This window comes from Nocardia stercoris, assembly GCF_003696265.1.
GTDB lineage: Bacteria > Actinomycetota > Actinomycetes > Mycobacteriales > Mycobacteriaceae > Nocardia > Nocardia stercoris.
In genome coordinates, this window is the sequence record NZ_RFFH01000006.1 from 14,980 (window position 1) to 28,801 (window position 13,822).

11 protein-coding genes are annotated in these 13,822 nt (G+C 70.0%); 1 reads left to right on the forward strand and 10 read right to left on the reverse strand.

Features of this window, described 5'->3' with window-relative positions; translation table 11 throughout:
* Positions 1 to 86 precede the first annotated feature (86 nt).
* Positions 87 to 725: a TetR/AcrR family transcriptional regulator gene (locus EBN03_RS15650; protein ID WP_158675632.1), complete on the reverse strand. Its 639-nt coding sequence runs from the start codon at positions 723 to 725 to the stop codon at positions 87 to 89.
* A gap of 78 nt (positions 726 to 803) precedes the next feature.
* Between EBN03_RS15650 and EBN03_RS15655 the strand changes: the two genes are divergently transcribed.
* The gene (locus EBN03_RS15655; protein WP_122188786.1) at positions 804 to 2,201 is read left to right on the forward strand and encodes an amidase; all 1,398 of its coding nucleotides are present in this window, start codon (positions 804 to 806) and stop codon (positions 2,199 to 2,201) included.
* Positions 2,202 to 2,379: 178 nt separating this feature from the next.
* Here the strand turns inward: EBN03_RS15655 and prmC are convergent, their stop codons facing one another.
* From prmC to argS, 9 genes are all read right to left on the reverse strand, one after another.
* Positions 2,380 to 3,291, reverse strand: a complete 912-nt coding sequence (prmC, locus tag EBN03_RS15660; RefSeq protein ID WP_122188787.1) for a peptide chain release factor N(5)-glutamine methyltransferase — start codon at positions 3,289 to 3,291, stop codon at positions 2,380 to 2,382.
* A 2-nt stretch (positions 3,292 to 3,293) separates the two neighbouring features.
* Positions 3,294 to 4,373, reverse strand: coding sequence for a peptide chain release factor 1 (prfA, locus tag EBN03_RS15665; protein ID WP_122188788.1), 1,080 nt, complete (start codon positions 4,371 to 4,373; stop codon positions 3,294 to 3,296).
* Between the two features lie 87 nt (positions 4,374 to 4,460).
* Positions 4,461 to 4,694, reverse strand: coding sequence for a 50S ribosomal protein L31 (gene rpmE / locus EBN03_RS15670; protein ID WP_122188789.1), 234 nt, complete (start codon positions 4,692 to 4,694; stop codon positions 4,461 to 4,463).
* 188 nt (positions 4,695 to 4,882) lie between these two features.
* Positions 4,883 to 6,910 (reverse strand): transcription termination factor Rho, encoded by a 2,028-nt coding sequence (gene rho, locus EBN03_RS15675; protein WP_122188790.1) that lies wholly within the window; start codon positions 6,908 to 6,910, stop codon positions 4,883 to 4,885.
* Positions 6,911 to 7,229: 319 nt separating this feature from the next.
* Positions 7,230 to 8,177 carry a homoserine kinase gene (thrB, locus tag EBN03_RS15680; protein WP_199742799.1) on the reverse strand — a complete coding sequence of 316 codons (948 nt, stop codon included), beginning with the start codon at positions 8,175 to 8,177 and terminating at the stop codon, positions 7,230 to 7,232.
* 22 nt (positions 8,178 to 8,199) lie between these two features.
* The gene (thrC, locus tag EBN03_RS15685; RefSeq protein ID WP_122188792.1) at positions 8,200 to 9,276 is read right to left on the reverse strand and encodes a threonine synthase; all 1,077 of its coding nucleotides are present in this window, start codon (positions 9,274 to 9,276) and stop codon (positions 8,200 to 8,202) included.
* 28 nt (positions 9,277 to 9,304) lie between these two features.
* Positions 9,305 to 10,624, reverse strand: coding sequence for a homoserine dehydrogenase (locus EBN03_RS15690; RefSeq protein WP_122188793.1), 1,320 nt, complete (start codon positions 10,622 to 10,624; stop codon positions 9,305 to 9,307).
* A gap of 38 nt (positions 10,625 to 10,662) precedes the next feature.
* Positions 10,663 to 12,084, reverse strand: a complete 1,422-nt coding sequence (gene lysA / locus EBN03_RS15695; RefSeq protein ID WP_122188794.1) for a diaminopimelate decarboxylase — start codon at positions 12,082 to 12,084, stop codon at positions 10,663 to 10,665.
* A gap of 4 nt (positions 12,085 to 12,088) precedes the next feature.
* The gene (gene argS / locus EBN03_RS15700) at positions 12,089 to 13,747 is read right to left on the reverse strand and encodes an arginine--tRNA ligase (protein WP_122188795.1); all 1,659 of its coding nucleotides are present in this window, start codon (positions 13,745 to 13,747) and stop codon (positions 12,089 to 12,091) included.
* Positions 13,748 to 13,822: the final 75 nt, after the last annotated feature.

Below are 13,822 nucleotides of genomic sequence, written 5' to 3' on the forward strand. Positions count from 1 at the left end.
ACCTCTGAATCAGAGGTATCTCACGAGTTGCGATCGCCCTGATCGCAACGGCCGGCAGCCGATCGGGCGAGGAGTCGCGGACCGGGTTACGCCTCGGGCGCGGGTTGGCGGCGTAGTTCCATGGCCAGGTCCACGTGGCCCGCGTCCAGCAGGAATCCGAGGAACAGGGCCCGGAACGCCGAGTCGAAGTACTCCGGCGGCACGGAACCGGGCACCGCGAGTTCGTGCAGCGCGAATCCGTGGGCGACCGCGGCGAAGGCGGGCGCGACCGCTTCCGGATCGGGCGCGCCGGCGGCGCGCACCGCCGCGGCCGACACCTGCCGGCTCATGGCGAGGGCGTCGGCGACCGCGTCGCGGAATTCGGGGTGCCGCGCGGCGTGCAGGTACGCCTCGAGCATCGCGAGGGTGTCCGGGAATCGGGGTGCCACGGCCGGAGTGAAGGCCGCGACCACTTCTTCCGGCGAGCTGTGGGCTTCGGCGAGCGCCTCGGCCAGTTCCTCCTGGACGGCGGCGTCGGCGGCGACCGAGTCCCGCAGCGCCTCCTCGATCAAGGCGCCGATCGAGTCGAAGAAGTAGCTGACCGTGGCCAGCGGCAGGCCGGCCCGTTCGGTGACGGCGCGGTGCGTGATTCCGGCGACCCCCTCGGCCGCCGCGACCTCGACGGTCGCCCGCAGCAACGCGGCACGCCGCGCCTGAGCGCTGGGGCGATGGCGGCGTTCGGTCACAGCGCCCATCCTACGAGTCTGGAAGATCTTCCAGAGATTCCTGCCCAAAGTCTGGAAGACCTTCTAGACTTTTCGCTCATGAAGTCTGTGCACGCGTTCCGCGACGACGCTCTCGGCGACCACGACGCGGTCGCCCTCGCCCGCCTGATCCGCACCGGCGAGCTGAGCCCGCAGGAGCTCGCGACCGCGGCCATCGCCCGCGCCCGCACCGTCGACCCCGAACTGAACGCAGTCGAACTGCCCGCCTACGACACGCCGCGCTACGCGCACAGCCCCGCCGGCGGCCTCTACGGCGTGCCCACCTTCATCAAGGACAACACCGACGTCGCCGGCCTGCCCACCACCCACGGCAGCGAGGCGTTCCGCGCCCGGCCCGCCGCGAAAGACGGCCAGTACACGGCCCAATACCTCGGCACCGGAATGACATTCATCGGCAAGACCCGGATGCCGGAGTTCGGGCTCAGCGCCTCGACCGAGTTCATGACCGGCCTGCCCACCCGCAACCCGTGGAACACCGAGTACTCGATCGGCGCCTCGTCCGGCGGGTCGGCCGCGCTGGTGGCGGCCGGCGTCGTGCCGATCGCGCACGCCAACGACGGCGGCGGCTCGATCCGGATCCCCGCCGCCTGCGGTGGGCTGGTCGGCCTCAAACCCAGCCACGGCCGCCACATCGACGGCGAACAGGTCCGGCAGTTGCCGATCAAGATGATCTCCGAGGGTGTGGTGACCCGCACCGTGCGCGACACCGCCGCGTTCGTGGCCGCCATGGAAGACCGTTGGCGCAACCCGAAACTCGCGCCCATCGGGCTGGTCCAAGGCCCCGCCCAGCGGCAGCTGCGGGTCGGCCTGATGATGGAATCGGTCAACGACGCCACCGTGGACGCGCCCACCCGCGACGCCGTGGAACGCACCGCCGCACTACTGGAACAGGCCGGACACATCGTCGAGCCGGTCGCGCCGCCGGTCACCCCGCAGTTCGCCGAGGACTTCGTCCAATACTGGGGTCTGCTGGCCGATCTCGCGGTCAGCACCGGAAAGCTGATCCTGGACAAGTCCTACGACGCCGGCAAATCCGACGGCCTGGCGCTGGGCCTGCGCGCCCACCACCGCCGCAACCTGAGCCGCACCCCCGGCGCGTTGCTGCGCCTGAACCGGGCCGCGGCCGCCTACGCGCGGCTGTTCACCCGCCACGAGGTCGTGCTCTCCCCCGTGCTGAGCCACACCACCCCGAAGCTCGGTCACCTCGCACCGACCCAGCCCTACGACCAGCTGATGGACCGCCTCCTGCGCTACTGCGGCTACACGCCGCTGCACAACATCACCAAGACCCCCGCCATCTCGCTGCCGATGGGCCGCACCCCCGAGGGCCTTCCGGTCGGCGTGATGCTGTCGGGCGCCTACGGCGACGAGCGCACCCTGCTGGAGGTGTCGTTCCTGCTGGAGGAAGCGCAGCCCTTCGCCCGCATCCAGGACTGAGCGCGGCCGATCCGCGCCGGGCTGCCCTTCGCCGGCGGCCCGGACAGTTCGCCCGTTCCGGGATGCGCTGCGGTGGAACAGAATTCATCGCAGCTCGGCAGGCAACAAGTGTGGAGCCGTCGCCCGCATCCGGGGCCGACGGGTCCACGAGAGGCCCGGGCCGGTAGGGGGCCCGGGCCTACCAGGCCGTTCGGCCGGAACCGCCGCAGCCGGACGTACGGCGGACGGTGACGAAGCGCGGCTTTCCGGCGAGGTCGGGATGTTCTGTCACCGAACCGAATTCACCGCGATCACGGAACAGTGCCGCGACCCCGGAACCGTTGGTGTCGTCGTGTTCGACCGCGGCCACCCCGCCCGGGCGCAGCAGGCGGGCGATCGTGCCGACCATCGGGCGGATCACATCCAGGCCGTCGACGCCGCCGAACAGCGCGAGATGCGGATCATGGTCGGCCACTTCGGGATCCAGGACGGCGTCCACCGGAATATAGGGCGGGTTGGCCACCACGATGTCGACCTGACCGGACAGCGCGGCGAGAACCTCCGGGTCGGTGACGTCGCCCGCGTGCACGGTGATCGGCGTATCACCTTCGGCGGCTTGCCGATCCGCGTTGCGCCGGGCCCAGCTCAGCGCGTCCGGGTCCAGTTCGACGGCGTGCACCTGCGCATCCGGGCGCGCGTGCGCGATCGCCAGCGCCAAAGCGCCCGAACCGGTACACAGATCCACCACCACCGGCTGCGGATGCCACACGGCCGCGACTTGTTCCAGCGCCCAAGCGAATACGAGCTCGGTCTCGGGTCGCGGCACGAAGACACCGGGGCCGACCTCGAGGTCGATCTCGCCCATCCCGGCCACCCCGGTCAAGTGCTGCAACGGAATTCGTGTAGCCCGCTGCGCCACCAGAGCCCGGAACCGTTCCAGCTGATCGGGTTCGAAGCTCGGGGTCATCGCCAGCCAGCCCCGTGCGACACCGAGCACATGCGCCGCGAGCAGTTCCGCGTCGGTCTGCGGACTGTGCACGCCGGCCGCGGCCAGCCGGGCGGCCGCCGCCACCACCTCGGCCCGCACCCGGGCCGGTTCCGCCGCACCCACGATTACTCCGCGGCCATCCGGGCGGCTCGGTCGGCCTGGCCGAGGGCGTCCAGCAGCGCGTCCAGGTCGCCGTCGAGCACCGAGTCCAAGTTGTGCGCCTTGAACCCGATGCGGTGGTCGGCGATCCGGTTCTCCGGGAAGTTGTAGGTGCGGATCCGCTCGGACCGGTCCACCGTGCGGATCTGCGAGGCGCGCCCGGCGGCCGCGTCCTGGTCGGCCTGCTCCTCGGCGAGCGCCTGCAACCGAGCCGCCAGCACCTGCTTGGCACGAATCTTGTTCTGCAACTGGGACCGCTCGTTCTGGCAGGTCACCACCAGACCGGTGGGCAAGTGCGTGATGCGCACCGCGGAGTCGGTGGTGTTGACGCCCTGACCGCCCTTACCGGAGGACCGGTACACGTCGATCCGCAGATCCTTCTCGTCGATCTCGACCTCGGCGACCTCGTCGGGCTCCGGGTAGACCAGCACGCCGGCCGCGGAGGTGTGGATGCGGCCCTGCGATTCGGTCACCGGCACCCGCTGCACGCGGTGCACGCCGCCCTCGAACTTCAGCCGCGACCACACCCCGTCGCGGGTGGGTTCCTTCGCCTTGATCGAGAAGCTGGCTTCCTTGTAACCGTCGAGGTCGGAGTAGGTGACGCCGAGCACCTCGACCTTCCAGCCGTGCCGCTCCGCGTACCGGATGTACATGCGGGCCAGATCGGAGGCGAACAATGCCGACTCCTCGCCGCCCTCCCCCGACTTCACCTCGAGGACGACGTCGTCGGCGTCGTGCGGGTCGCGCGGGGCCAGCAGGTCGGTCAGCTGCTTCTCCAGCTCGGTGACCTGCTCCTCGAGCACCGGCACCTCGGCCGCGAACGTGGCATCGTCACCGGCCAGTTCGCGCGCGGCCTCCAGATCGTCGCGCGCGCTCACCAGCTTGGTGTAGGTCGACATCACCGGCGCCAGCTCCGCGAACCGCTTACCCACCCGCCGGGCCTCGCCCGGGTTGTTGTGCAGCGCGGGATCCGACAGCTGCAGCTCGAGTCCGGCGTGCTCGGCCAGGATGTCGTCGATGGCGGAAGGGGCGTTGTGGTCGGCCATCTGGGCGGGGCTCCTCGGGTAAGTCAGGCGGTCACATAAACGCGCCGACGCCCGGCCTGCGCTGCAGGACGGGCGTCGGGAAACCAGCTACTTGGCTTCGTCGCTCTTCTTGGCCGGGCGCTTGCCGTACCGGGCCTCGAAGCGGGCGACGCGGCCGCCAGTGTCGAGGATCTTCTGCTTGCCCGTGTAGAACGGGTGGCACTGGGAGCACACCTCGACCACGATGTGGCCGGACTCCTTGGTGCTGCGCGTCTGGAACGTGTTGCCACAACCGCAGACCACGGTGGTGTCAACGTAGGTGGGGTGAATCCCTGCCTTCATGGGTGTCCTTTCGATGGCGCCGGGTCGCCCGCACAGCGGACGTGAACCGGAACCGACTCAGGCATTGTTGCCGACGGACCAGTATAAGCGCAGTCCACGCGGCAATTATTCCGGGGGTTACACGACGACGGCGGCCCTGCCGAAGCAGGACCGCCGTTTCCGAATGCTCAGGGAATTACCCCCGGGCATCACTCGTCGCTGCCGCCCAGGGCGGTCTTGGAGACCGTCATGAGGAACTCGAGGTTGTTCTTCGACTTCTTCAGCCGGTCGATCAGCAGGTCGATCGCCTGGTGCGAGTCGAGGCCGGACAGCACACGCCGCAGCTTGTGCACGACCGCCATCTCGTCGGGCGACATGAGCAGCTCGTCGTGCCGCGTGCTGGACGGGTTGATGTCGACCGCGGGGAACACCCGGCGTTCGGCGATCTTGCGGTCCAGCTTCAGCTCGGCGTTACCCGTGCCCTTGAACTCCTCGAAGATGACCGTGTCACCGGTGGAACCGGTCTCGACCATCGCCGTGGCGATGATGGTCAGCGAGCCACCGTTCTCGATGTTGCGCGCCGCGCCCAGGAACCGCTTCGGCGGGTACAGCGCGGTCGAGTCGACACCACCGGAGAGGATGCGGCCCGACGCCGGCGAGGAGTTGTTGTACGCACGACCCAGACGGGTGATCGAGTCGAGCAGCACCACGACGTCCTGGCCCATCTCGACCAGGCGCTTGGCCCGCTCGATGGCGAGCTCGGCGACCGAGGTGTGGTCCCCCGGCGGCCGGTCGAACGTGGACGCGATCACCTCGCCGCGCACGGAGCGCTGCATGTCGGTGACCTCTTCCGGACGCTCGTCGACCAACACGACCATGAGGTAGCACTCGGGGTTGTTGGTCGCGATCGCGTTGGCGATGTCCTGCAGGATCGTGGTCTTACCGGCCTTCGGCGGCGACACGATCAGCGCACGCTGACCCTTACCGATCGGCATGATCAGGTCGATGATCCGGCCGGTCAGCTTGTTCTGCGTGGTCTCGAGCCGCAGTCTCTGGTTCGGGTACAGCGGGGTGAGCTTGCCGAAATCGGGCCGGTTCTTGGCGGATTCGACCTCGGCGCCGTTCACGGTGTCCAGGCGCACCAGCGGGTCGAACTTCTGCCGCTGGCTGCCGGCCTCGCCCTCGCGGGGCGCGCGGACCGCACCGGTGATGGCGTCACCGCGGCGCAGACCGTTCTTGCGGACCAGGTTCATCGACACGTACACGTCGTTCTGCCCGGCCAGGTAGCCGGAGGTGCGCACGAACGCGTAGTTGTCGAGCACGTCCAGGATGCCGGCCACCGGCTGCAGGACGTCGTCCTCGCGGATCTCGACGTCACCGCCGCGGGCGTCGGACATGCCGTCGCGGTCGCGGCCGCGGCGACGCTCACGGAAGCGGCGGCCCCGACGGCCACCACGCTCGTCGTCGTCACCGGCGTTGTCGCGGTTGTCGCGGCGGGCCGAGCCGTTCTGCTGGCCACCCTGCTGACGCTCGCCCTGCTGGCGGTCGCCCTGCTGGCGGTCGCCCTGCTGGTTGCGCTCGCGGCGACGCTCGCCGCCCTCGGATTCGGGCTTGGCCTCACCGGTGGCCTCCGCCGACCGGGATTCGTCGCTGCCGCCACCACGCTGGTCGCGGCCACGGCGCTGCCGGCCGCGGTCGCCGCGGTTGCGCTCGCCGCGCTGCTGACCCTGCTCCTCGCCGGAATCGCCACTGCGCGCAGGGGATTCGGCACCCTCACGGGCGGGCTGCTCGGTGCGGGGCTCGTCGGTGCGGACGGATGCGGTCTCGGTCTTGGCCGGCTGCTTCTGCGTCTCGCGCGCGGACTGCTTGGGCGCCTCACGCTTCGGCTCGGCCGGCGCCTCGGCGGGCGCGGTCGCCGCCGCAGCGGGCGCGGCCGGGGCGCTCACCTCGGCCTTGGGCTCGTCGCCCTTGCCGCGGGCCGGCTTACCGGCCGCTGCGGACTGATTCTCCTTGATGGCGGCAATCAGATCGCCTTTGCGCATCCCCGAGGTGCCCCGGATACCGAGTTCCCCGGCGAGCGCACGCAATTGCGGCAACAACATTCCAGTCAGCCCCGATCGTGCGACGTCGGTGTGTTCGCTCATCTTCGAAATCTGTCCGGATTCACTTTCGCGTCGGCCCGAGGGACTGGCGTCGGATTCCACCCCGGGTGTCGCGAGCAGGTCCGTATCTGTCACGGAAATCCTTTCCTTCCCTCGAGTGCCGTGTGCATTGTTCGAGGGTTTTGTTCCGACGTTCGGTCACTGTGCCGAACTCGGATGCCGTACGCCTGCCCCCTGCCGGACCGGCCGCTTCATACGCTTGGTCACTGCCACCAGTGCACAAGAGTGGGAGAGATCATTCCAGTCGCTGTTCGCGGGAACTCGAGCCTGAGCGGGAGCTGCTGGAGCGAAATGCCCTGATGAAGCACCGGCGTCTGACGCGCACGATGTACGGACTCGCTCAGGATAGCCGCCCGATCTCAGGTCAGCAAGACTGGCACGCCCGGCACACCACTCACAACACCTGGACGCCGGCGGAAATTTCCGGCTCCAGCACGCGCAGGCCGTCGGCTTCGGCGAGTTTCCGCAGCTCGGCTGGGAAATCGCCGGTGCTCAGGGCCAGCACGGTCGGTCCCGCACCGGACACCGTCGCGGCGATTCCGGCGGACCGCAGGCGCTCGATCCAGGTGGTGGTCAGCGGCAGCGCCGAGGCCCGATAGCCCTGATGCAGCCGGTCGGCCGTCGCCGGGATCAGCAAGTCGGGGCGCTGGGTGAGCGCCACGACGGCCAGCGCCGCACGGCTGGCGTTGAAGGCCGCGTCACCGTGCGGCACCAGCTCGGGGAGCAGGCCGCGGGTGTGCGCGGTCGACGAACGTTCCTGCGGGATCAGGACCGTCGCGCGCAGCGCCGGATGCGGTTCCAGCCGGACCGCGCGGTACTCGCGCACCGGGCCGGTCGCTTCGGCGTCGAGATCGCCGGTGTCGGTCCAGGACACGACGATGCCGCCCAACACGCTGGCCGCCGCGTTGTCCGGGTGACCCTCGAATTCCGAAGCGAGCTGCACCAATTCGGCGTCGGTGCCGGAGAGCGCCGAGTCGAACCGGGCCGCCAGACCGCGCCCGGCCGCCAGACCGCCGACCACCGCCGAGGCCGAGGAACCCAGGCCCCGCGAGTGCGGGATCACGTTGCGGCACACCACGTCCAGGCCGTCGGACCAGACACCGGCCGACTCCAGGCCACGTTCCACCGCCCGCACCACGAGATGCGAGGGGCCCCAAGGCACGTCGTCCGCGCCCTCCCCCTCGACGCGCACCGTGAGCCCGGAATCGGTAGTGGTGACCACGATCTCGTCGTAGAGCCCCAGCGCGATACCCAGGGAGTCGAAACCGGGACCCAGGTTCGCGCTGGACGCCGGCACCCGGGCCGTCACCGTGATCCCGGGCGGCAGGGTACGGGTCTTCACCTGCCCGTCGCTCTGGTTCAACTCAGGCCAGCTCGAGTTCACGGGCCACCGCGACCGGGTCCACAGCGATCGCCTGCACCTCGCCGATACCGAGCAGCGCGGTATCGGGGTCCTTGAGACCGTTGCCGGTGACCGTGCACACCACGGTCAGGCCCGGTTCCATCCAGCCCTCGGCGCGCGCGGCCAGCAGACCGGCGACGCTCGCGGCGGACGCGGGCTCGACGAACACCGACTCCTTGCTCGCGACCAGGCGGTACGCGGCCAGAATCTCGTCGTCGGTGGCGGCCCGGAAGGCCCCACCGGACTCCTCCTTGGCGGCCACGGCCTGGTTCCACGACGCCGGGGCGCCGATCCGGATGGCGGTGGCGATGGTCTCCGGGTTCTTCACCGGAGCACCGTTTACCAGCGGCGCGGCACCGGCGGCCTGCACACCCAGCATGCGCGGGCGCACCGTGGTGATGCCGTCGGCGTAGTACTCGCTGTAGCCCCGCCAGTAGGCGGTGATGTTGCCCGCGTTGCCGACCGGCAGCACGTGCACGTCGGGCGCCTTGCCCAGCGCGTCGGCGATCTCGAAGGCGGCGGTCTTCTGGCCCTCGATGCGGGCCGGGTTGACCGAGTTCACGAGCCCGACCTCGGGGAATTCGGCGGTGACCTTGCGGGCCAGCTCGAGGCAGTCGTCGAAGTTGCCGTCGACCTGGATGATCTCGGCGCCGAGCATGACGGCCTGGGCGAGCTTGCCCATCGCGATCTTGCCCTGCGGGATCAGCACCGCGCAGCGCAGGCCGGCGCGGGTGGCGTAGGCGGCGGCCGAGGCGGAGGTGTTACCGGTGGAGGCGCACAGCACCGCCTTCTTGCCCTGGTACTTGGCGTCGGTCATGGCCACGGTCATGCCGCGGTCCTTGAACGAGCCGGTCGGGTTGGCGCCTTCGACCTTCAGGTACACCTCGCAGCCGGTCAGCTCGGACAGGTGGTGTGCCGGGACCAGCGGGGTTCCCCCCTCGAACAGCGTGACCGGCTCCCAGTCGCCGGCGCCCGCGATGCGGTCGCGGTAGGCCGCGATCAGCCCCGGCCAGGGGGTGTGAACAGCGGTCGTGCTCATTGCTGGGTCCCTTTCGAATACCGGCCGCTCATTCGGCCGTTCCTTCCAATCGCAAAACGCTGGTCACAGCGGTGACAGCCTCGAGTTCGGTGACCGCGGCCACCGTATCGGCCAGCGCCGACTCGTTCGCCAGATGGGTCACCACGACCAGACGGGCGCCCTCGCCATGGCCCTCCTGGCGGACCGTGGAGATGCTGACCCCGTGGTTGGCGAACTCGCTCGCCACCGCCGCGAGGACACCCGGACGGTCGGCGACCTGCAGGTTCACGTGGTAGCGGGTCGGTGTGTCACCGATCGGGGCCACCGGCAGCTCAGCATAGACGGATTCGCCCGGCGCGCGCCCACCGTAGAACTTGTTGCGCGCGGCCATGACCAGGTCGCCCATCACCGCGGACGCGGTGGGGGCGCCGCCGGCGCCCTGGCCGTAGAACATGAGCCGGCCGGCGTTCTCGGCCTCGACCACGACCGCGTTGAACGCGCCGGTCACCGCGGACAGCGGGTGCTTGCGTGGGATGAGCGCCGGGTACACCCGCACCGAGACGCGGTCCTTCTCGCCGTCGCCGTCGACGCGCTCGCAGATGGCGAGCAGCTTGACCGTGCAGCCCAACGCGGACGCGGTCTCCAGGTCCTCGGCGGTGATCTTGGAGATGCCCTCGCGGAACACGTCCGCGGCGGTGACGCGGGTGTGGAAGGCCAGCGACGCCAGGATCGCGGCCTTCGCGGCGGCGTCGTAGCCCTCGACGTCGGCGGTCGGGTCGGCTTCGGCGTAGCCCAGGCGGGTCGCCTCCTTCAGCGTCACCTCGTAGTCGGCGCCGGTCTCGTCCATCGCGGAGAGGATGAAGTTCGTGGTGCCGTTCACGATGCCGACGACCTTGTTCACCCGGTCGCCCGACAGCGACTGGATCAGCGGCCGCACCACCGGGATCGCACCGGCCACCGCGGCCTCGAAGTACAGGTCGGCGCGGTTGGCCTCGGCGGCGGCGGCCAGTTCACCGGTGTAGTCGGCGAGCAGCGCCTTGTTCGCGGTCACCACCGACTTGCCGGCTTCGAGCGCCGTACGGATCAGTTGCCGGGCCGGGTCGATCCCGCCCATGACCTCGACGACCAGGTCGACGTCGTCACGGGCGACCAGCCCGGCGGCGTCGGTGGTCAACAGTTCCGCCGGGATCCCGCGGTCGATGTCGGTGCGGCGGACCGCGACCCCGCGCAGCACCACGGGCGCGCCGACCCGCTGCCGCAGGTCGTCGGCCTGGTTCTGCAGGATCCGCACCACCTCGGTCCCGACATTGCCCATTCCGAGCACGGCGACACCGATCGGGTGATCGGTGTCGAATCCGGCCTTGGTCATGCTGGTTCCTTTCGCTACCGCCCCGGCACCCGACCCCGTCATGCGGTCACTTCCAGGCTCACTAGATCCTCGACTGTCTCACGCCGCAGAATCAGCCGCGCAGACCCGTCCCGAACAGCGACCACGGCCGGCCGGGTCAGCATGTTGTAGCGACTGGACATCGAATAGCAGTACGCGCCGGTCGCGGCCACGGCTACCAGGTCACCGGGCCCGACGTCGGCGGGCAGCCAGGTGTCGCGGATGACGATGTCGCCGGATTCACAGTGCTTACCGACGATGCGGGCGACGACCGGACCGGCGGTGCTGCCGCGCGAGACCAGCCGGCAGTCGTAGTCGGCCTGGTACAGCGCGGGCCGGATGTTGTCGCTCATCCCGCCGTCGATGCTGACGTAGCGGCGCTGCGCGCCGGCGTCGAGCGAGACGTCCTTGATCGTGCCGACCTCGTACACGGTGACCGTGCCGGGTCCGGCGATGGCGCGGCCGGGCTCGATGGCCAGGGTCGGCATCGGCAGTCCGGCGCGGGCCGCCTCCTCCGCCACGATGGTGCGCATCCCGGCCGCGAATTCGTCCAGCGTCGGCGGGTCGTCGCTCGGCAGATACGAAATGCCCAGGCCGCCACCGAGATCCAGGGTGTGGATGGCGGCGGTGCGTTCGGCGCCGAACTTGTCGACCGCTTCGCGCAGCAACCCGAGCAGGCGGCGGGCGGCGATCTCGAAGCCGGCGACGTCGAAGATCTGCGAGCCGATGTGGCTGTGCAGGCCTACCAGGCGCAGGTGCTCGGCCTCGAGGACGCGGGCCAGTGCCTGCATGGCGTCGCCACCGGCCAGCGAGAAGCCGAACTTCTGGTCCTCGTGCGCGGTCGAAATGTATTCGTGGGTATGGGCTTCCACGCCGACGGTGATCCGGATCAGCACGTCGGTGACCACGCCGGCCGCGGCGGCGACCGCTTCGAGGCGCTCGATCTCGATCAGCGAGTCGATCACGATGTGCCCGACGCCCGCGGCGACCGCCTGCTCCAGCTCGGCGACCGATTTGTTGTTGCCGTGCAAGGCGATTCGCTCGGCCGGGAAGCCGGCGCGCAACGCGACGACCAGCTCGCCGCCGGAACAGACGTCCAGCGACAGGCCCTCGTCGCGCACCCAGCGCGCGACCTCGCCGCACAGAAAAGCCTTGGAGGCGTAGTGGACTCGCGTCTCGGCGCCGAAGGCGCGCACCATGTCCCGGCAGCGGGACCGGAAGTCGTCCTCGTCGACCACGAACAGTGGGGTGCCGTATTCGGCGGCCAGCTCGGTGACCGGCACCCCGGCCACGGTGACCACGTCCCCGGCGTCGCGGGCGGCGTTGCGCGGCCACACGTGGGCGGGCAGGTCGATCAGCTGGCGCGGATCTGCCGGGCGCTCCGGCAGATTCGGCGCGTGCGCGATATCCGCGTGGCGCGGACCAGCGGGATGGGCGTTCATATTGTCACATCCGTTCCGGGGCCGAGACACCCAGCAAGCCGAGGCCGTTGGCCAGGACCTGCCGGGTGGCGCGGACCAGTTCGAGGCGCGCCGCGTGCAGCGGGGTGACCGGCTCGTCGCCCTTGGGCAGCACGCGCATGTCGTCGTCGGACTGGAACGGGTGGTAGGCACCGGCCAGTTCCTCGAGGTAGCGCACCACACGGTGCGGCTCGCGCAGTTGCGCGGCGAGCGCCACCACGCGCGGGTATTCGCCGAGGGTGCGGATCAGTTCGCCCTCACGGGCGGAGTTCATCAGCGACAGGTCGGGAGTCACCGCGGCGAAGTCGAAGGCCGCGGAGTTCTCCATGATCCGGCAGGCGCGCGCGTGCGCGTACTGGACGTAGTAGATCGGGTTCTCGCTGTCGGCGCGGGTCCACAGATCCAGGTCGATGTCGATGCTGGAGTTGACCGAGGACCGCACCAGGGAATACCGGGCCGCGTCGACACCGATCGCCTCGACCAGGTCGTCGAGGGTGACCACGGTGCCCGCCCGCTTGGACATCTTCACGGCTTCCCCGTCGCGGACGAGGTTCACCATCTGGCCGATCAGCACCTCGACGGTGGCCGGGTCGTCGCCGAAGGCCGCGGCGGCGGCCTTGAGCCGGCCGATGTAGCCGTGGTGGTCGGCGCCCAGCATGTAGATGCACAGGTCGAAGCCGCGCGAGCGCTTGTTCTGGAAGTAGGCGATGTCACCGCCGATGTAGGCGGAGTTGCCGTCGCGCTTGATGACGACCCGGTCCTTGTCGTCCCCGTACTCGGTGCTGGCGATCCACCAGGCGCCGTCCTTCTCGTACAGGTTCCCCGAGGCCTTGAGCGTGGCCAGGGCCTCCTCGACGGCACCGGAGGCGAACAGGGCGCTCTCGTTGAAGTACACGTCGAAGTCGGTGCCGAACTCGTGCAGGGTGCGCTTGATGTGCGCGAACATCAGCTCGACGCCCTCGGCCCGGAACAGTTCGTGGCGGGCCTCGGGTGCGAGTTCCTTGGCTTCGGGGTGCGCGGCGACGATGGTGTCCGCGATCTCGACGATGTAGGCGCCGGCGTACCCGTCCTCGGGCGTCGGCTCACCGAGCGCGGCGGCGACCAGGGAGTTCGCGAAGCGGTCGATCTGGGCGCCGTGGTCGTTGAAGTAGTACTCGCGGGTGACGTCGCCACCCTGTGCGAGCAGGATGCGGCCCAGGGCGTCACCGACGGAGGCCCAGCGGGCACCGCCCAGGTGGATCGGTCCGGTCGGGTTCGCGGACACGAACTCCAGGTTGATCTTGGTGCCGGCGAGGGTGTCCGCGGTGCCGTAGGCGGTGCCGGCGGCCAGGATCTTCTCGACGATCGCGGCCTGCGCGGCGGCGGCGAGCCGGATGTTCAGGAAGCCCGGGCCGGCCACCTCGGCGGCGTCGATCCCGTCGGTGGCGGTGAGCGCGGCAGCCAGGCCCTCGGCGAGATTCCGCGGGTTCAGTCCGGCCTTCTTGCCCACCTGCATGGCCAGGTTCGTGGCATAGTCGCCGTGTTCGGGGTTGCGGGGCCGCTCGACCTTGACCTCGTCGGGCAGGATCGCGGGGTCGCATCCACGTTCGACAAGCACCTTCGCCGCAGTGGCGCGAAGGAGATCTGCAAGGTCAGCTGGAGTCACAGGTATCTATCCTATGGTCTGAACAGGCGCCCGCTCCCAGTGGGCACCTGCGGGCAGCACTCCAGCTTCCACGCC